23 protein-coding genes and 1 pseudogene are annotated in these 15,962 nt (G+C 67.9%); 1 reads left to right on the forward strand and 23 read right to left on the reverse strand.

The annotated features are described in order from the left end of the window. Nucleotides 1–98: 98 nt before the first annotated feature. The 15 genes from AB0395_RS45365 to AB0395_RS45435 all read right to left on the reverse strand — a co-directional run bounded on the left by AB0395_RS45365 (nucleotide 99) and on the right by AB0395_RS45435 (nucleotide 8,938). Nucleotides 99–317: a hypothetical protein gene (locus tag AB0395_RS45365; protein WP_366293670.1), complete on the reverse strand. Its 219-nt coding sequence runs from the start codon at nucleotides 315–317 to the stop codon at nucleotides 99–101. Nucleotides 318–444: 127 nt separating this feature from the next. Beyond that, on the reverse strand, nucleotides 445–666 hold the full coding sequence (locus AB0395_RS45370) for a hypothetical protein (protein WP_366293672.1): 222 nt from the start codon (nucleotides 664–666) through the stop codon (nucleotides 445–447). Between the two features lie 444 nt (nucleotides 667–1,110). Beyond that, entirely contained in the window at nucleotides 1,111–1,356 is a 246-nt protein-coding gene (locus tag AB0395_RS45375; RefSeq protein WP_366293675.1) for a DUF6011 domain-containing protein, read from the reverse strand. Beyond that, nucleotides 1,353–1,865 (reverse strand): hypothetical protein, encoded by a 513-nt coding sequence (locus tag AB0395_RS45380; protein WP_366293678.1) that lies wholly within the window; start codon nucleotides 1,863–1,865, stop codon nucleotides 1,353–1,355. The genes AB0395_RS45375 and AB0395_RS45380 overlap by 4 nt, the downstream gene beginning before the upstream one ends. A gap of 37 nt (nucleotides 1,866–1,902) precedes the next feature. After that, nucleotides 1,903–2,220 carry a hypothetical protein gene (locus tag AB0395_RS45385; RefSeq protein ID WP_366293681.1) on the reverse strand — a complete coding sequence of 106 codons (318 nt, stop codon included), beginning with the start codon at nucleotides 2,218–2,220 and terminating at the stop codon, nucleotides 1,903–1,905. Next, complete coding sequence (locus AB0395_RS45390) at nucleotides 2,217–2,492, reverse strand: hypothetical protein (protein ID WP_366293684.1); 276 nt, start codon at nucleotides 2,490–2,492, stop codon at nucleotides 2,217–2,219. Before AB0395_RS45390 ends, AB0395_RS45385 begins: the two co-directional genes overlap by 4 nt. Nucleotides 2,493–2,547: 55 nt before the next feature. Next, the gene (locus AB0395_RS45395) at nucleotides 2,548–2,976 is read right to left on the reverse strand and encodes a DUF6248 family natural product biosynthesis protein (protein WP_366293687.1); all 429 of its coding nucleotides are present in this window, start codon (nucleotides 2,974–2,976) and stop codon (nucleotides 2,548–2,550) included. Further along, on the reverse strand, nucleotides 2,973–3,578 hold the full coding sequence (locus tag AB0395_RS45400; RefSeq protein ID WP_366293689.1) for a WhiB family transcriptional regulator: 606 nt from the start codon (nucleotides 3,576–3,578) through the stop codon (nucleotides 2,973–2,975). Before AB0395_RS45400 ends, AB0395_RS45395 begins: the two co-directional genes overlap by 4 nt. Nucleotides 3,579–3,894: 316 nt before the next feature. Further along, nucleotides 3,895–4,314: a hypothetical protein gene (locus AB0395_RS45405; protein ID WP_366293692.1), complete on the reverse strand. Its 420-nt coding sequence runs from the start codon at nucleotides 4,312–4,314 to the stop codon at nucleotides 3,895–3,897. Then, nucleotides 4,311–5,183, reverse strand: coding sequence for a phage Gp37/Gp68 family protein (locus tag AB0395_RS45410; protein WP_366293695.1), 873 nt, complete (start codon nucleotides 5,181–5,183; stop codon nucleotides 4,311–4,313). Before AB0395_RS45410 ends, AB0395_RS45405 begins: the two co-directional genes overlap by 4 nt. A gap of 80 nt (nucleotides 5,184–5,263) precedes the next feature. Continuing rightward, on the reverse strand, nucleotides 5,264–5,842 hold the full coding sequence (locus AB0395_RS45415) for a hypothetical protein (protein ID WP_366293698.1): 579 nt from the start codon (nucleotides 5,840–5,842) through the stop codon (nucleotides 5,264–5,266). Further along, nucleotides 5,839–6,009, reverse strand: a complete 171-nt coding sequence (locus tag AB0395_RS45420) for a hypothetical protein (protein ID WP_366293701.1) — start codon at nucleotides 6,007–6,009, stop codon at nucleotides 5,839–5,841. The genes AB0395_RS45415 and AB0395_RS45420 overlap by 4 nt, the downstream gene beginning before the upstream one ends. A gap of 26 nt (nucleotides 6,010–6,035) precedes the next feature. Then, a complete protein-coding gene (locus AB0395_RS45425) occupies nucleotides 6,036–7,292 on the reverse strand; it encodes a DnaB-like helicase N-terminal domain-containing protein (RefSeq protein ID WP_366293704.1) in 1,257 nt (418 codons plus the stop codon). Next, complete coding sequence (locus tag AB0395_RS45430; protein WP_366293706.1) at nucleotides 7,289–8,323, reverse strand: hypothetical protein; 1,035 nt, start codon at nucleotides 8,321–8,323, stop codon at nucleotides 7,289–7,291. The genes AB0395_RS45425 and AB0395_RS45430 overlap by 4 nt, the downstream gene beginning before the upstream one ends. 57 nt (nucleotides 8,324–8,380) lie before the next feature. Next, nucleotides 8,381–8,938 (reverse strand): endonuclease domain-containing protein, encoded by a 558-nt coding sequence (locus AB0395_RS45435; protein ID WP_366293709.1) that lies wholly within the window; start codon nucleotides 8,936–8,938, stop codon nucleotides 8,381–8,383. A 150-nt stretch (nucleotides 8,939–9,088) separates the two neighbouring features. On the opposite strand from AB0395_RS45435, the gene AB0395_RS45440 reads away from it, so the two are divergent. Continuing rightward, complete coding sequence (locus tag AB0395_RS45440) at nucleotides 9,089–9,580, forward strand: helix-turn-helix transcriptional regulator (RefSeq protein ID WP_366293711.1); 492 nt, start codon at nucleotides 9,089–9,091, stop codon at nucleotides 9,578–9,580. A 6-nt stretch (nucleotides 9,581–9,586) separates the two neighbouring features. On the opposite strand, the gene AB0395_RS45445 is transcribed toward AB0395_RS45440, so the two are convergent. From AB0395_RS45445 to AB0395_RS45480, 8 genes and pseudogenes are all read right to left on the reverse strand, one after another. Further along, nucleotides 9,587–10,138, reverse strand: coding sequence for a hypothetical protein (locus tag AB0395_RS45445; RefSeq protein ID WP_366293714.1), 552 nt, complete (start codon nucleotides 10,136–10,138; stop codon nucleotides 9,587–9,589). Further along, the gene (locus AB0395_RS45450; protein WP_366293717.1) at nucleotides 10,135–11,175 is read right to left on the reverse strand and encodes a hypothetical protein; all 1,041 of its coding nucleotides are present in this window, start codon (nucleotides 11,173–11,175) and stop codon (nucleotides 10,135–10,137) included. The genes AB0395_RS45445 and AB0395_RS45450 overlap by 4 nt, the downstream gene beginning before the upstream one ends. Then, nucleotides 11,172–11,369: a hypothetical protein gene (locus tag AB0395_RS45455; protein ID WP_366293719.1), complete on the reverse strand. Its 198-nt coding sequence runs from the start codon at nucleotides 11,367–11,369 to the stop codon at nucleotides 11,172–11,174. The genes AB0395_RS45450 and AB0395_RS45455 overlap by 4 nt, the downstream gene beginning before the upstream one ends. A 68-nt stretch (nucleotides 11,370–11,437) precedes the next feature. Beyond that, nucleotides 11,438–11,659: a hypothetical protein gene (locus tag AB0395_RS45460; protein WP_366293722.1), complete on the reverse strand. Its 222-nt coding sequence runs from the start codon at nucleotides 11,657–11,659 to the stop codon at nucleotides 11,438–11,440. After that, nucleotides 11,656–11,880: a hypothetical protein gene (locus AB0395_RS45465; RefSeq protein WP_366293725.1), complete on the reverse strand. Its 225-nt coding sequence runs from the start codon at nucleotides 11,878–11,880 to the stop codon at nucleotides 11,656–11,658. The genes AB0395_RS45460 and AB0395_RS45465 overlap by 4 nt, the downstream gene beginning before the upstream one ends. Then, complete coding sequence (locus AB0395_RS45470; RefSeq protein WP_366293728.1) at nucleotides 11,877–12,260, reverse strand: hypothetical protein; 384 nt, start codon at nucleotides 12,258–12,260, stop codon at nucleotides 11,877–11,879. Before AB0395_RS45470 ends, AB0395_RS45465 begins: the two co-directional genes overlap by 4 nt. Further along, nucleotides 12,257–15,160 (reverse strand): Helicase associated domain protein, encoded by a 2,904-nt coding sequence (locus AB0395_RS45475; RefSeq protein ID WP_366293730.1) that lies wholly within the window; start codon nucleotides 15,158–15,160, stop codon nucleotides 12,257–12,259. Before AB0395_RS45475 ends, AB0395_RS45470 begins: the two co-directional genes overlap by 4 nt. Beyond that, a pseudogene (locus AB0395_RS45480) lies at nucleotides 15,160–15,962 on the reverse strand (hypothetical protein); the annotation flags it as partial. The pseudogene AB0395_RS45480 and the gene AB0395_RS45475, both read right to left, overlap by 1 nt.

Raw genomic sequence — 15,962 nt, forward strand, 5'->3', positions numbered from 1 at the left:
TCGACGGCGGTGCGGGGCTCGGCGGTCATGTCCATCTCCAGGGGCTTGGGCGGGTCAGGGGTGGGGGGTGCCCGGGGTCTCCCCCGGGCCGGGGTGGGTCAGACGGCGGGAGTCTTCGTGGCGAGGTAGGCGGCGAACAGGGTCAGGTAGTCCGGGTGTGTGTCGCCCAGGGGGAGGACGGCGGCGTACGCCCGCGCCTGCTCGATCGTGCCGGGGGAGCGCATCTGGCGGATGAACACGCCGTCCTGGAAGACGTTGACGCGCTGGACGGCGATGCCGGGGCGGACGCGCTCGGCGGGGACGATGGTGGCGCTCATCGGTGTTCTCCGATCGTTCGTTCGGGGCGGTCTGGTCGGGTGGCCTGCAAGCCGCTCTGAGGGGAGCGTCTTGCAGGTCATCCGGTCAGTGCGGATGGGGCTCCCGGGGGAGCCCCGATCGCGATGGTCAAGCGGCGGCGAGGCGGGTGGCGTCCTGGAGCAGGAGGGCGGCGGTCTCGGTGTTGCCCTCGGAGAGGAGGGCGACCGCGAGGCGGGCGGCGCGGTCGGCCTTGGCGAGGCGGTCAGCCTTCGCGTCAGCGGCGAGCTTCGCGACGAGCCGGTTGGGGCGGGCGGAGGCGAGCAGGGCGGTGAGGCTGGTGCGAGGGGTGGCGGTGGCGGTGGCGGTCATTTCGTTCTCCCTTGGCTGTGCCGTTCTTGTGATCCTCACTCTACCCATATGGACTCAAGAGATGAAGCCATTTTTCCTCAACAATCGAAGCCGTTATTACTCTGTAACCGACGCCGGTATACGCTTCCTCCATGCCGTCACGACCCCGCACCCACCCCAAACTGCTCGACCCCAGCGACATCGTCGGAGCACCCGAGATCGCAGCACGCGCCGCCGAGTACGGAGTGACCACCACCCGCAAAGGCGTCGGCCAATGGAACTTCCGCCGAGAAGAGTGGGAGAAAGCCGGCCGCCCCTCACGACGACCGCGCGAAGAAGCGATGCCCGCCCCTCTCACCGGCTCAGACGACCAGCCCGTCACCATGAACGGCGCACCTGTTTGGTACTGGCCTGACGTCCTTGCGTGGCTCCAGCGGACGAAAGCTCCATCGGCTGAGGAGTAACTCACCCCGCCTCCTCGGCCCAGAGGTCCTCTTGCCCCGGCACATGCCCGCCGGCACGGACCCGGGCCAGCCGTACAAGGCGTGGCCCCGCGATGAGGCCGCGGTCCTTCGCGCATTTCTCGCCGTGCTTCAGCGCGATGGACTTCGGGTCTGTGAGGCGGCGGTGGCACGCCTCGCACTGGACGGTGCGAGGCGTGCCTTTGGGCGTCTCCGGGACGGAGTCGTCGCCGAGGCCGAGCAGGGTCACCCGTCTGCACCCGGGAAGCTGTCGGCGAGAGCAGCCAGGGCAGCGCCTGGTTTGTAGTCTCCGGGGCCGAGGATGGCTTCAGCGATCTCGTCTGGCGTGTAGCCGGGACGCAGGTCCCGGATGAGGGTGACGACGCGGGTGAGTGCGGCCTGACGGGCTTCGAGGGCTTCCTCGGCTTCGTCGCGCTGGTCGCTGTGGTGGGCGCGTAGAGCCTCCGCGTCCTTCTCGGTGACGCCCTCCCCGCGGAGTTCGTCCAAGGAGGCGAGCGGAGCCCGCGGAGCGGCGGCGTCCAGGGCGGCACGGGCGTCTTCTCGGCGGCACAGGCAGGCGTTGCACGCTCGGAAGGTGCAGCGGCGGTCGGTGATGGCGGCGGCGATCTCCTCAGCGGTCCGGCGGCGGGCCTGCTCGACGATGAGCGGGACCGCGTCTTCGAGGGCAGCGCCAACGAGACGCGCTTCCAGGTCGGCAGACGGCCGATAGCCGTACTCCTCGGCAAAGGCCTCATTCATCCGCCGAGCAGCGGCTCGGAAAACGGCGTCGGGAATGTCAGCCACGGCGGTTCCTCCCGCGGCGGTGGTAGGTGGTCTTGAAGATCCGCCAGCGACGCTCCTGGGCGAACCGGTCCTGACCCGTCGGCTGCCCTCCGAACGCCTCGCAGGCGGCATCCCAAGGGGATGCGCACACGGCAGTCAGGCAAGCGAGGCGCTCCAAGGTCTCGTCCTCGTGGGCGACGTCGAGGACGGTGAAGGGCCAGGACGGCAGGGCGTACCGGACGGCTGGTTCCTGGGGAGGTGTGGTGTCGACCAGGTCGCGGAGGTGCTGCACCATGGCCCGCGAGGAGCCGAACATTCCGCTGGGGATCACAACGTCTCCCCGACTCGCTCGGCGAGCGCCTCCGCGACGATCTCTTCCACGCGGTCGTCAGCGACAGCCATCACAGCGGTGGCCAGCGTGTTCGGCTTGGAGATCCGGCCTCCGGTGATGTGGTCGTAGACGAGGCCGACCTCGCGCAGCACCATGCGGTAGTCGGCGAGTTCTCGCATGAGCTGGTCGCGGTCGAGGGTGCCGTCGGGGTGCTCGACGATCTCTTTCCAGAATTCGTTGTAGGTCTTCTCGTAGTCAGGCTGATCAGCCACGGGTGATCTTGTCCTTTCGGGGTGAGGCCCGCCCTCAACCGAGGGCGGGCGAAGGTCAGAGGGCGAGGAGGTCGAGCTGCTCGGCGGCGTAGCGAGTCGGCTGGGACGGCTTCAGCTCTGGGGCGCGTGCGGTGCCCGCCTGTGATCGTCCGCAGTCGCACGAGCACACCCATCGGCACACCCGGTCGGCCAGCCACACCTGAGCGACCGCTGTGGGGCGCGGGGCGCCGCAGATGGTTCGGTGCTTGTACGGCTCGGCGAAGGCGACGAAATCCATGCCGGTGCGGTCGCAGATCATCCCCTCGGGGGAGAGGTACGGTCCGGCGGGCTGGCATCGCTCGTGGTCGCCGAGTTTGCAGTGGTGGCACCGGCCCTTCTGGCACGCGCACGTCGTGTAGTAGCCAGGCCAGATGACGTTGTGGAGCCTGCGCATTCGGGGCGTCCACACGTGGGCGCGCACCCAGGCGGCCTCTTCAGACGTCATCGCGCCACCGCCTGAGGGGCTTGGGCACGTCGTGCGCGGTCCTGGCGGCGGATCTTCTGGCAGGACTTGCAGAGGTTGTCCCTGCCGTCGCGGTGAGACTTGTTGCGGGCAAAGTCCGTGATCGGCTTGTGCTGGTGGCAGTCGGAGCAGTGCTTGGGAGTGCCATCGGATGAAACGTCGCGCATGGTCTGCAGCTTGGGTTTGGGCTGGTAGCGGGCGCGAGAGTAGGTCTGTCGGCATGGGATGCACCAGCGTGGTGAGGATGCGTAGAACTGCTCCGGGCTCCTGAGCTCGTTGCAGCGGGTACATAGCCGCGCCCCCAACTCCGAGGCAACCTCCGGGCCTTGGGTGGGGCCGAACTGCTCGATGCGTTCGGCCTCGGTGAGGGCGGCGATGATGCCGCCGGGGTCCTGGGTACGGGGCATGTTGGTGATCCATGCCAGGCACTGCAGGTAGGCGGGGCAGGACAGGCACGTCTCGACTGCGGTTTCCACCGCGCGGGTGTTGCGCACGTCGGGGGTCATGAGATCGGGCTGATCGGCGCAGGATCCGTCAGCGGGGAACGTCTGGCTGCTGTGGGCGGTGTCGAGGGTGATGGTCATCGGGAACCTCCCCTTCCGTGTCCCATTTGCGGTCCTTTCGCCGTTGTTATTCGTTCTGGAGTTCCCATCAAGATCGAGAAAGGGAACCCCAGTTCCCCCTGAGGGCTGTAGAGGTCCGAGACAAGATCAGCTTTCTCGCCCCTCAGTCGTGGACCCGAAACCCGCCTACACCCGTGAGCGTTGACGCTGGGCGGCCTTTTGGGCCTCTCCAGCCCCTCCGGTCACCCGACCCTCACGCGGGTCTTGTCGCACACCCGGCACCACTGGGTGACCACGCGACCGATGCGCTCGACGACCTCCCACCGGTGGAGGTGCATCAGCCCGGAGCCTCGGTCTCCCCGCCCTGAGGGCGGACAGGCTCGATGTGGGTGAGGGCGATACCGCCCGGGTAGCCCTCGACGCTCACCACCGGGGCGCCATGGCCGAGCGTCCACGCCGGGGTGCGGGTCTGGGTCCTCATCGGCTCGGCGTCGCGGACGCCCGGCCACGCCAGGACCGGCGTACCGATCGGGAAGAGCCTGTTCCAGTCGTCGGCGGTCATCGGGGCTCCTTCGTGTCGGTCCTGAGTGGCGGGAGCGGGAGCCTCCGCGGGCTTGCCCCATCCCTCACAGGGCTGGTCGGTTCCGAATCCGGCGGGGCTGATGCCGAAGTGCCGGAGCGTGCGCCCGTCCTTCGTGAGGCCGTAGACGCGCTTGCAGGTCGAGCACAACCCGTATTGGCGAGGACGGCGCGTCACGTGGTCACCTCGGCGGGCCGCGTCTCGGGGAACTCCCGAGCCCGGAGATCCACCGGCCAGTGCGTCCAGTCGCCGCCCTTGCGGTCACCCTGAGCGGCGAGAGACCGGCCACCCACGTGGATGTCCTTGGCCCACACGGAGCCGAGCTGCTTGACGAACACCGCGGTCTTAGCGTCCCGGCACTGCCGGACCAGGGAGCGCGACCACTCGAGATCCATCAGGCGGGCACCCGGTCCGGACTCGCCTCCACAGACGACCCAGTCCAGCGAGGGCTCATCCCTCCGGAAGGGGTCGGCTCCGATCCAGTCGTCGTGGAGGAGCACCGGGCCGAGCAGCGGCTCGGCGCTGATCCAGCGGACGGCGGCGGGGGTCTCCAAGAGGGCGGGGACGCGGGCGATGGCCCACTGCTGCGACTCCACCGAGACACCGAGCCAGACATTGGGCAGCGGCCACGGGCCGGTGTGGACCCACGGCGTCGCGCCGGTGATCGGGCTCCACTTCCGCAGCAGGGAACGCATCCTGGCGTGCCTCTTGGTGAGGATCTGGAAAGTGTGCTGTGGGCAGCGCGCCATCACGTCCCACACCTGGGCGATAAAGCCGTCCGGCACGTCCTCGTGGAACAGATCGGCGAGGCTGTTGACGAACACCATGCGCGGCTTCTTCCAGCGCAGCGGCGTCTCCAGCCGGTCCGGGTGCAGCGTCACACCGGTCGTGGCGCCAATGCCGGGCCCGTCGAACTTGCGGCCCGCCATCCGGAACGGCGGCGTTCCGGTGATGTAGCAGTTCAGGCAGCCGTCGGAGATCTTGGTGCAGCCGGTGATGACGTTCCACGTCGACTCCGTCCACTGGATCTTGGACTTGTCAGCCATTGATCAAAGCTCCTTCGAGTCGATCTCGGTAGGGGTGGGGTCCGGTGGTCCCGGCTGCGACAGCAGCCGATCCAGGGCGGTCACGGGCGTTCGCCATGCTCAAAGCGGGCCGAACGGGCGGCGCGGTAGGCGTGGGGCACGCCTTGCTCCCCTTCATCGAGGACCGGGGACAACCAAGTCCCGTCCTCTACGTGCTCAGGCGTCGCAGTGCTGGTGTCGCGCAAGCGCCACGGTCGAAGCTTCTTGCTGTAGCTGCCGAAGCCCCACCAGTCGCCGAAGACCTCGACGTCGCCGTCTCCCATGTCGAACGGGCTGATGCCCAACCAGCCCCAGTCGCCCCTGTCTGACGGCTCCGGAATGGATCCGAGGATCAGAAGTCGCGGGCCCGGTTTCCCTCGGCCGACCTGCCCGGGAAGGTGCGCGGCGGCGGCAAGCATCAGCCGGTGGTCGAGGTCGTCTTCGCAGCCCTTCACCTCGACCCACGTGCCGCAGTCGGGGAGAAGGAAGTCCGGCAGGTAGGGCCGCCCGTCGATGACGAAACCCTGCGGCTCGTACTCCCAGCGGGCACCGACCTGGTCGAACAGCACCGCCCACCTAGCCTCTAGGCGGGACCTGAAGCGGCACCCTGCGTAGTGGGTCTCGATCGGCTTGATGTTCATGAGATCTCCCTTTCGGCGGACAGCACGGCGGCCCTGACATCGAGGTCGATGCTCATCCAGTCGGCGAGGTTGTCGATCAGCGCTTTCAGGTCGCGCTCCTCGATGGCCCGCAGGTAGTAGTTCCTCAGCGCGCGGGCGGCGCGCACGGCGCCAGCGTCGGGGGGCATGGGACTCCTCTCGGGGGGCGGGATGGTCATGCGGAGGTCGCCTCCTCGACGGGGAACCCGCCGTCCCAGCGGGCGGCCCATGGCCAGGGGCTGGACCGCTCAAGGTGGTGGGGCCAGGCGCGTTCGTCTCGGTCGCCGCGGAACCGCTCCAGGTGCACCCGATTCGGGTTGTCCTTGGACTTGCGCATCGCCAGGCCGAACTCGGGCCAGCGTGACCAGACACCGGACCCCATGGGACGCAGGGAGCGGTGGCCTTGCTGCTCCATCGGGGCGTGGGTCTCCAGCCACAGGGCGATGCTGTGCCGTTCCCGGTAGCCGTCGAGAACTCGGGCGACCTGGCCGTTGATGGTCTCGGGCTTTTCGCCGGACTCGTTGAACGCCTTATACAACGGGCCCATACACACCAGTTCGGCGCGGGACTCGGCGATGACCCGGTCAACGAGGTGCTGGTCGTGAGGCTTGCGCAGGTCGATGCCGCCGGGCCGGGTCCACCGCCACGCCCGGTCGTCGTCCCAGCCGCTGTGCTCGCGGCCAAGGTTGACCAGGTGGCGAATCTTGCGACGGACCAGCGGCGGCGGGTTCTCCAGGTCGATGTACAGCGTCCGAATCGGCGGGATGCGCGTGTGAGGGCTAAACGGGTGGACACCGGCGGCGAGTTGAACGGCGACCTGCCTAGCCAGGGTGGTCTTGCCCGCGCCTTCGGAGGCGACGACGATGACGCGGTCCATCCGCTCCAGCACGCCGGGGATCAGCCAGTCGTGATCTTCGTCGGACTCGTCGATGAACGAGCCGAGCGTGGAGAAGCCCTCGATGACGTCGCCGTCGTTGGCCATGGCGCGGAAGCGGGTGATGGCGTCCTCGGTCGCGGAGACGAGGTCGTCGGCGGTGCTGATCTCCTCGTAGCCGTGCTCGGCGATGCGTGTCAGCTCTTCGATCGCGATGCGCTTGGTGCCCAGCTCGCGGACCCGGTTGACGTAGAAGCCGATGTTGGCCGCGGTCGGCACGAACGCCGCCAGGTCGTTGATGTAGATCTGGTCCCCGGCGTCCTTCAGTTGACCGGTCTGCTCCAGTTCAGCGCAGACGCTGACGACGTCCACGGGTTCGCCGTTCCGGTACAGGTCGACGATCGCCCGGAACACCAGCCGGTGCTTGACCCGGTAGAAGTGATCGGCACTGAGCTGGGTGAACACGATGTTCGCGGCGTGAGGCGTCAGCATCGCAGCACCGAGGGCGGACTTTTCGGCCTCGATGTCGTGGGGCAGCATCCGGAAGTCGTTGGTCATGAGTTGAACTCCGCCGGTGCGTGCTCTTCGACGTCGTTGAAGCTCCAGTAGCCGTCACCGGAGTCGCCCTCGTCCTCGTCTTCCCAGCGTCGGCCGTGGAGCCAGCCGTCCGGGTGCTTGATCTTGTCCTTGGCCGTGCGCTTGCGAGTCATCTCGGCGGCGTAGCGCTCAGCTCCAGCGATGATCAGTTCGGCGTCAACGCCGGAACGGACAGCCTTCACCCACTTGGTGCGGGCCTCCTGCTTGCTGACCTTGCGTGGGTAGGCAGCCCAGAAACGGCACCAGAGGGGATCGGCGTCCGAGCCCGGCTCGGGCCGCTTTGTCTTCGACGCCGGAAGTTCGATCAAGACACCGTCGCCGGAGGCGGCAGACTCCGCAGGAGTCGGCTGATCTTGAGGAGACGTAACCGAAGTACGGTCTTTAACAGACTCACCTACAACAGCAACAACAACGGTGGGTTCGGCCATGGGTTGACCGATGGGTTCCGCCAAGGGTTCCGTGATGGCTTCCCGGAAGGGTTCGTCAATGCATGCCGTAACCGTTGTGACGACCCTTGCGGAAGCCTTCGGGGTAAGGGTCTCGATGACCCTTGCGATGGAGTCCCGCATCTCTTCGGCCTTCTTGCCCGCCAGACCGTCGAGGTCCAGGAGAGCAAACTCCTCGGCGAGCGCGGCCCGGACCCTCTCCGAGCGGACCACCGTTGCGGTGCGAATGATGTTCGTCAGGACGTTCGGTGTCCGCCACGCATCGTCGTCCCGCATGTAGGTGCGCACGAGGATCTCGTCGTGCTCCTCGTCGACCACGACGTAGCCGCGGGCCTGGAGCGCCGCCAGGTCGGCGCGGAGCTCGGGCACCGTGAAGTCGACGGCGCACCCGGTCAGCCGCCGGTCGGTGGTCGTCAGCACTCCGGCGAAGTTCAGCTCCGGCTGACTGCTCAGCGTGAAGTAGAGCCACTGCTGACCTCGGGTCAGTGACCTGAAGTCCGAGTCTGCCCAGATCCGGTTGTAGATCTTGGCGAAGCTTCCCGCCACGTTCAGTGCTCCAGTTGGTGAGTGGTTCGTCAGGTCGGGAGCGGGGTCTGTCTTCGATCAGGCACGGCCATACCTCGACCTCTGCTTGAGCGGCTTGCCGTCGCCGACGCGGATGATGTTGAGGCGGTGCGGACCGTACGACCGGTAGAGCTGCCGCCACGTCCGGGAATGCCAGGGGTAGCCGTGAATAACCCGCTCCCAGCCCTTGCGGGTTCGCATCCGCTGGGGCTGCCGACCGCCGAAGTCGACGATCGATCCGATGGGCGGCTCGGGCGGCAGGTCGGGGGTGATGCCGTAAGTGGCGAGCATCCTGATGAACCAAGAGTTCTTCAGGTACGCGGCGAACACCTCGTCGCGCGGCACCTCAAGGTCTTTGCCGAGGATCGTGTTGCAGGTGTTGCACAGCAGTCCGCGGACCGCCCAGTCCCCTCGCCATGCCTCGTGGTCAATGAAGAGCATCTGCTTGGAGTTGTGGGAGGCGGGCAGACGGCAGACCTGACAGCACCCTTCGGCTTCGACCAGCAGGGCGTCGAACTGCTCGCACGTCATCCGGTAGTGCTTGTGACGGCACTTGTCGTGCGGGTCAACGCTGGGGAAGCCAACGATTTCGGGCATGCGGAATAGACCTCCGGTCTCACGTGCACAAAGCCCTTCCTCGCAGGGAACTTGACCCTGCTGGGTATATACCCGAGCATAGACCTCATGCATATACCCAGCAACACCGCGACTCAGCCGCCTGCATATACACGGGTTACGATGTGCGACGTGACCGACAACCGCACGCCCCTGCGCCCTATCAGGGTCGAGGACGAGCTGTGGATCGAGTTCGGTCGCCTCGCTGGCGAGCGGAAGCGCTCCACAGTGATCCGCGACTTCATCCGTTGGTACATAGGCGCGCCAGGTGCCAAGTTGCCAGCCAGGCCCGGGGAAGCTAGACCCAAGGACCTCGACGAAGATCCGGAGCTGATGGAACTCTTGAAGCGGGCACGGAACGAAGTCGCCCACAACCTGTCTGGGCGCTCGTTGCTTTCTTCGAAGGAGGAAGAAGCGCTCTCCCCCATGGAGCTTCAGGTTCTCCTTCTGATAGCCGAAGGTTGGTCCGAGGCTGCGACTGCCGAACGCTTGGCGATCGGCGTCAGAACCGTAAAGACCTTGATACGTGACATTGCGACCAAGATCAGATCTACTGGTCGGGTGCTGATCTACTCCCCTATAAGGAAGCGAAACACCGCTTCTGGTTCTTCTGCTGAGTCCTGAGAACACTTACTCCTCCCAGTACCGACAGGACGCGCACACGCCTACGAGGTAGACGAATCCCCCATGCGCGACCGAGACGGGCCAGATCGGGTCGCCATGGTCGATGCCTTCGGTGATGACGCCACAGCCGTCACAGGTGCGGTCTTTCGCGGAACCGCGCGGTATGGAGAGCAGGTGCCTGCAGGCATCGCATACGACGAGGTTGGGCTTCCACGCGGCGGCTGCCACAGGTTGGGGGCGCATTGGATTCGGAACGTGGGTACACGTCCCAGACTTGCCAGAACACCACGTGATCAGGGCCGCGAGAAGGCCCAGCCGAACCCAGTCCGGATGCTGCGAGGGAGCAAGGTTAACCACTCCCTCGCCGACTGCTGCGGCTGCCTGGGTCATCCCTTCATAGACCTGAACGGCCGCAGCCTCGTTCTGATCCAGCAGCCATGTGTAGCCAGCGGTCTGGAAGGCGCCACGAATCAGCGGGGCCAGGTCGGCGAGGTCGCTTCGCTGGAGGAACTCGTCGTAGGCAAGGATGAAGCGGCCGAGGCTTGGCGCGGAGGTCACTGTGCACCTCCGGCAAGCACCTTGAACGCGTTGTTGATCTGCTCGACCTGCGCCTTGTAGGCGTCCCGCTCCCCGCGGACCCGCTCCAACTCCTCCTCCAGCGTGGCGACCATGAGTTCGGCCTCGTCGGCTCGGGTCTCGGCGTCGGAGACGCGTTTGGCCACGGCGGTGAGCAGGGCCAGCGGGTCGGCTGTCTCCGGCACCTCGACCGGCACAGCGGGCGCTTCCTTTCGTGGTGGTGTCGGCTTCGCCGGCGCGGCAGGCTTCGGGGCCTTCGCGGGCACCTTCGTCACGGTCAGTCCTCCGTCGGTCCACTCCTCACGCACCCACCACACCGGCGGCGAAGCCGACCGGGATTGGCACTTCATGTGGTTCGTCCGCTCCAGGTAGGTGGACACATCCCGCCGCCAGTCGGTGTCCCAGTCGGAGAAGGCTTCCTTCAGTACTCGCAGCAGCGCCCCGTGCCAGATGACGCCGACCGCTCCGGCGTTCTGGCCTGGCGGATGGTCCTGGGTGGCGGCCAGGCCCCGCACGACCTGCCAGAGCCTGCGCGCGTCGGCGGCTACGTCCCGGACCGGAAGGTTTCCGGTGACGGCGGCCATCTCGCTGATCTTCGGCACGGGCGACTCCTCAACTGGGGGGTTCAAATGGGCGAGGACCTCAACGGAGCGGTCCCGGATCAAGCGGGCGAGCGGTTCGGCCTCCATCGGCGAGGACACCCGCAGCACCCCGCCGCGGTCTTCGACGCGGACGCCTTGCTTTGCGGCGAGCTCCAGCAACTCCTCGATGGGCATCGCCACCTCGGGCCCCTGCGGGGGTTGAGTAGCGGCGACCATCGGGGCGGGAGGCGTGCCGAGGCGCCGGATCTCTGACCGGTAGTTCGCCACGCTTCGCCCGGTCACCATGAGCGGAAGGAACACCTGCGCGTCGGTGATCGGGTTGGTGATGTGCCAGCGGTCACCGCGCTGCTCAACCTTCAGCCCGGTTCGTTCGGCGTCCCGGACCAGCGCTTTGGCCTCCTTCGCGGTCCGCGTCAAAGCTCGCTCCTCCTGTCCTGGTCGATCTCGGCGAGGAGTTGCGTTGTCTGCGGGTTCGGCTGGTGTCCCAGCGCCGCGTGAGCGAGCCGGTTGAGAGGCGCCTGAATCGTCCGATGGGCGATCTCCTCCAGGGCGACCCGCATGATCCGGTTCTCCGCGGACAGACGAGCCAGTTCGATTGCGACCGGGTCCATCACGGCTTCCCCTGCCCCTCCTCTTCTTGAGTCCCTCCCCGAGAAGGGGAGGGCGGAGAAAGACGTGGTCATAGCGCCTCCGCTTGGTCGAGGAGGTCAGCGGCGATCCGCTCGAGGACAAGAGCGGCAATGGCGCGTGGGTCGTCGTAGATGTAGCCGTGGTCGTCGCCGCGGTGGCAGTGCTGCCAAAGTGCGTCGGCGAGCGGGTCGCTGTAGCCGGGCCGGTCTTGGCGGAGGCGTGCGGCGCGGGCTTGAAGGTTGCGGGCGGCTGTGGCGAGTTGAGGGGTCACGCCGACCTCCGCTCGACCAGGTGAGCGGGGACGTCTTCCAGCAGTTGGTAGTGGGCGAGGAAGTCGTCGACAGGGATGGCGGCCGTGCGGGTCCATGACTCCTTGACCCGGTAGTCCATGCCGCGGACCGTGGTGTCGGTGACGTCAGTGACGAGAAACCTGCGGGAGCGTTCGGCTCTGTGGCCCCAGACCTGGGCACGGCGGATAGCGGGCACGGTCACGCCGCACCTCCTGTTAGGTCGAACAGGGCGTCCTGGTGGGCGGCGTCGCCCGCAGGGGCGGGGTGTGCGGCCTCGACCCGGTCGGCGCGGTCGTGGATCTCAATCGCCCGCTCGGCCCACACGTTGGCCATGGCGCACATCCCGATGTGCTCCTGCTGCCGGTCGGCGAACGTCCTCCACTCGTCGGGGGTGTCTGGGTGGACGGCGAGCAGGGCCTTGCGTGCCTCCTCGGCCGCGGCCCTGATCTCCCGCACTTTCGCGGCGTAGGCGCCGGCCAGGGCGCGCCGATCGGCCAGCCACGCGGTCAGCCGGACGCGGTCAGTGCAGGCGATGCACCGAGGGTCATACGCGTGGCCCTGAGGCTGCTGGCGGCGGGTCAAGACAGCGCTCCGGCCAGAAGTTCCGCCAGTGGCGGTACGGGGCGCTGGTCGGGCGCGACCAGGTCGCCAACGCGTCCGGCCAGGTCGGCGACCTGGTCGGCATTCCGGCGCGTGATCGCGTCCTTGCGGAACTTGAGACCATTCGCGTAGCCGAGCTCTCGGCCTATCCAGCCGACGCCGAATCCGCGCGCGATCAGGCCGTTGATGATCTCCCAGGTGGGGCCGGCGTCGATGGTCTCGTTGTCGGGGTGGACGAGCCGACCACGGCTCCCCACCCTGAGAGCCCGGGCACAGGCGTCCACGGTGGCGGCCAGGAGCGCAGCCTCGTGCGACCGGCTGATGGACTGCTGGGCGGCGTCGATTTTCTTGATGACACCGAGCGGCACCCCTGACGTGGCGGCGATCGTCACCGTCTTGACGCCCGCCTGACGGAGCGCCTGCAGGTGACGGCGGGCCGCGGATGCGGGCACCGGGTTAATGATGCGGCGCCGTTCGGCCAGACGTTCACGGTCGTCGGCCCGGCGGGCGTGAAGGCATGTGGCGCAGGGGCATCCGGCGGCGATGCCTTTCGCTGTGCCGTGCGGGTGGCCTCCCAGGTCGAGGGGTTCACCGAAGTCCTTCCTGGCCCATGGCCCCGCCCAGCTCCAGCCAGGCATGGCCTCCAGGCGGCGCACGTATTCGGGGTCCAACTCCTGCCTGCGGTACAGGAAGCGTTGCCGCGCGACCCACTGGCCGAGCTTGATGACGATGTCGGACAGGGCTTCCTCGTGGGAGCCGGGAGGGGCGGCGTGCCCTTCCCGCTCGGCGTACTGGCACAGTGCGGAGAACGCGAGCCGCCACCGGGTTTCGGCGATCCGCCATGGGAAAGTCGGCTCGCCTTTGTGGCCTCGCGGCGTCGCGGCGGCGATCTCGTCAGGCAGGGCCGGATGCAGGTGGCCGGTGACGTTGCGGCGCCGTACCGACAGGACCCACCGGCCGAGCGGCAGGTCGTCCTCGCGGTGGTTCTCGGGGACGTCCGCGTGCTTTTCGAACTCGCAGAACTGTCGCAGAGCCTGGATCAGTGCGACGTCGCCGGGAGGTAGTCCGCGGTCCCAGCTCCACCCGGGCAGGCTCTGAAGCCGGGCGGCCACCTCTGGGGAGAGCACGCCATCGCGGTAGAGCTGACATTGGTTGGCGACCCAGCAGCCCAGAGATTCACCCGAAACAGCCTTAGCACCGTCGTAGATGGAGGGGGCGTCGGCCGGTTGCTCCAGGCTGCCGCGTGCGTGCGCCAGGTCGGCCAGTCTTGCGAAGGTGCGGTCCCACTGGGAGGCGGACCAGGTCCATGCCCAGCCAGGAACGGCCTCCAGCCGACGGATCCGGTCGGGGTCGAGCACGCCTTTGCTGTGGGCGATGCGCTGCTGGTAGGCCCATTTACCGAGTTGCTCGCCGTTCCAGACCAGGTTGGCGGAGACGTAGCGTGTCCCGTCGGTGGCATAGTCCTGCAGCAGCGCGTAGAACCGGTCCCATGCCAGCCCGCACTCGCGGACCACGCGCACCAGTAGCGCGGCCGGGTCCATGTCCTGGGGCAGCAGAAAGTGGACCCGCTCCAGCGAGCGCGGCCCGCGGGGAGTGACCTCCCGCGCCGCGGTGTCGAGCTCGCGGACAAACCTCGGGTCGTGGGCGCGCAGCGCCCGCAGCACGGCCCAGACGTGGGCGAATGTAGAGCTGGCCAGCGTACTGTCGTCGTCCCCGTCACTGTCGAGGGCGACCGGCACGATGATGGTGCCGACGGTCTTGCCCGGGGCTGGGCGCAGGACCCTGCCGATCGCCTGGGTGATGGCGATCGGGGAGGTGTGCGGGTCGGCGAAGATGATGCCGTCGACGGCCGGCACGTCCACCCCCTCGGTGAGGCATCGGGCGTTGCTCAGCAGCCGCGGTTGTAGGGCGTCTTGGCCGAGCCAGGTCAGTGCGTGCCTGCGCTCGTCGGCGGGCATGTAGCCGGAGACATGGCGGGCCCCGATGCGTCGCCCGTCGGCAAGCTGAACTCCATCCATGAGGTCGGCGAACGCTTTCGCCTTGGCGACACGGCCGTGGAAGGTGATCAACCGGCGGATGGCGAACTGGTTCAGCGCGTTCACCAGGACCGCGGGGAGGGCCTCGCTGATCCGGCCGGTGCCGGGCCGGTGACCGACGACTACGACCCGGTAGTCACACAGCAGGCGGGCGTCGATCGCCTCCCCGAAAGTGAACGCGTGAGCGACCGGGCCGAACACCGCCTCATCGTCCATCGACAGGACGCTGTCCGGCCCGGTCACGATCTGCGGCGTCGCCGTGGTGAACAGACGGCGGTGGGCGCGGATGCGCCGTCCGTTGGTCGGCACCTGGAATGCTGCGGCGGGCAGGCCCGCGAGGCGGTGCGCCTCGTCACAGATCATCAGATCGAACGGGCCGATGCCGGCCAGCTGCTGCGCCCGTTCCACCACCGGGCAGGAATGGTAGGTGGAGAACACCACCTGCGGCCGGTCAGGATGCTCGTCCTCAAGGAACCGTGCGACCTGGGCAGGGGAGGTTGTCACCTTGGCGCGGGAGCGGACCCAGAACGCCGCCAGGTCCTCGCTCCGGCTTTCCTCGTCACGTTCAGCCTTGCCGGTGGCGGTAGCAGGATCGGAACACACCACGATGGCCCGGAAAGGCGGCCCAGTACGGCGCCACTCCTGCAGTGTCTGAGCGACGAGCATCAGTGAGGGGAGCAGCACGAGGGTGCGGGCCGCACCGGTCTGCACGGCGTGCCATCGGCAGGTCAGCGTCTTGCCGACGCCACAGGCCATGACCAGCTGCGCACGGTCGTGGGTGGCCCACGCCTTGTCGAGCGCGTCCAGTGCGGCGATCTGGTGCGGTCGAGGCTGCAGGTGGGCCATCAAGACACCCCCACCGCGGCGCCACCAGCGGCGTCCCAGCGGGCGGTGAACTTCGGCGCCCGCTCGGGGAGGTCCTCGGCGAACGTGTCGGCCACCGTGATGTTGTCGTCCATGAACGTGATCGGCTCAACACCGCCGATCTCCAGCCAGCACACCGACCTGGCCAGGTCCACCGCCACCTCATCCAGGTCGATGCCGTACAGGCACTCGACCATCACCAGCGGCAGGACCATGCGGACCATCCAGTCCGCAGGCTCGACCCCGGCAAGCTGGGCGGCGTACCAGCGGGCCAGGTGCCGCGCCACGTGCACGATGTAGAGGCCAGGGCCGCACGCGGGATCCACGATGGTGATGTGCCGCAGCGCGCCGGGGTTGCCCGCGAGGCGATCCAGGCGGGCCAACTGCATCGCTGACCGCACCTGAAAACCCGCGACCTCCGGCGGCGTGTAGACCATGCCGTGCTTCTCGCGGTCGCGCTTGGCTGCCAGGCGGAGCCGCGCCTCGCCCAGCTCGACGACGCCCCACCCGGCGAGGTCGCCGAGGGGTTCCAGGCCGGTGGCGGGCAGCACGTCCCACGGCGGTGTGAGACCACGGGCGGCAGCGACCGCGTTGACGAGCTGCCGCATGACGGTACGGCTGTCTCCGGCGCGGTCGAGGAGGTCGGTGAGGGTGGTCGTTGTGGTCTTGCTGGTCATGCTGGCCTCCTTGGGGAGCGAGGCGGTGTGCTGGGGTGCCCGGCCGCGGGTGGCGGCTGGGCTGGTGGGAGTGGCGCGGTCAGGCGCCGCTGCCTCAATCAAGACGC

Origin of the sequence: Streptosporangium sp. NPDC051023 (assembly GCF_040689595.1) — a bacterium.
Taxonomy (GTDB): domain Bacteria; phylum Actinomycetota; class Actinomycetes; order Streptosporangiales; family Streptosporangiaceae; genus Streptosporangium.

Coding starts and splice junctions, on each gene's coding strand:
- AB0395_RS45365 (WP_366293670.1), bottom strand. CDS start 317: ATGAGCGCCACCATCGTCCCCGCCGAGCGCGTCCGCCCCGGCATCGCC.
- AB0395_RS45370 (WP_366293672.1), bottom strand. CDS start 666: ATGACCGCCACCGCCACCGCCACCCCTCGCACCAGCCTCACCGCCCTG.
- AB0395_RS45380 (WP_366293678.1), bottom strand. CDS start 1,865: ATGAATGAGGCCTTTGCCGAGGAGTACGGCTATCGGCCGTCTGCCGAC.
- AB0395_RS45395 (WP_366293687.1), bottom strand. CDS start 2,976: ATGACGTCTGAAGAGGCCGCCTGGGTGCGCGCCCACGTGTGGACGCCC.
- AB0395_RS45400 (WP_366293689.1), bottom strand. CDS start 3,578: ATGACCATCACCCTCGACACCGCCCACAGCAGCCAGACGTTCCCCGCT.
- AB0395_RS45410 (WP_366293695.1), bottom strand. CDS start 5,183: ATGGCTGACAAGTCCAAGATCCAGTGGACGGAGTCGACGTGGAACGTC.
- AB0395_RS45415 (WP_366293698.1), bottom strand. CDS start 5,842: ATGAACATCAAGCCGATCGAGACCCACTACGCAGGGTGCCGCTTCAGG.
- AB0395_RS45420 (WP_366293701.1), bottom strand. CDS start 6,009: ATGCCCCCCGACGCTGGCGCCGTGCGCGCCGCCCGCGCGCTGAGGAAC.
- AB0395_RS45425 (WP_366293704.1), bottom strand. CDS start 7,292: ATGACCAACGACTTCCGGATGCTGCCCCACGACATCGAGGCCGAAAAG.
- AB0395_RS45435 (WP_366293709.1), bottom strand. CDS start 8,938: ATGCCCGAAATCGTTGGCTTCCCCAGCGTTGACCCGCACGACAAGTGC.
- AB0395_RS45455 (WP_366293719.1), bottom strand. CDS start 11,369: ATGGACCCGGTCGCAATCGAACTGGCTCGTCTGTCCGCGGAGAACCGG.
- AB0395_RS45475 (WP_366293730.1), bottom strand. CDS start 15,160: ATGGCCCACCTGCAGCCTCGACCGCACCAGATCGCCGCACTGGACGCG.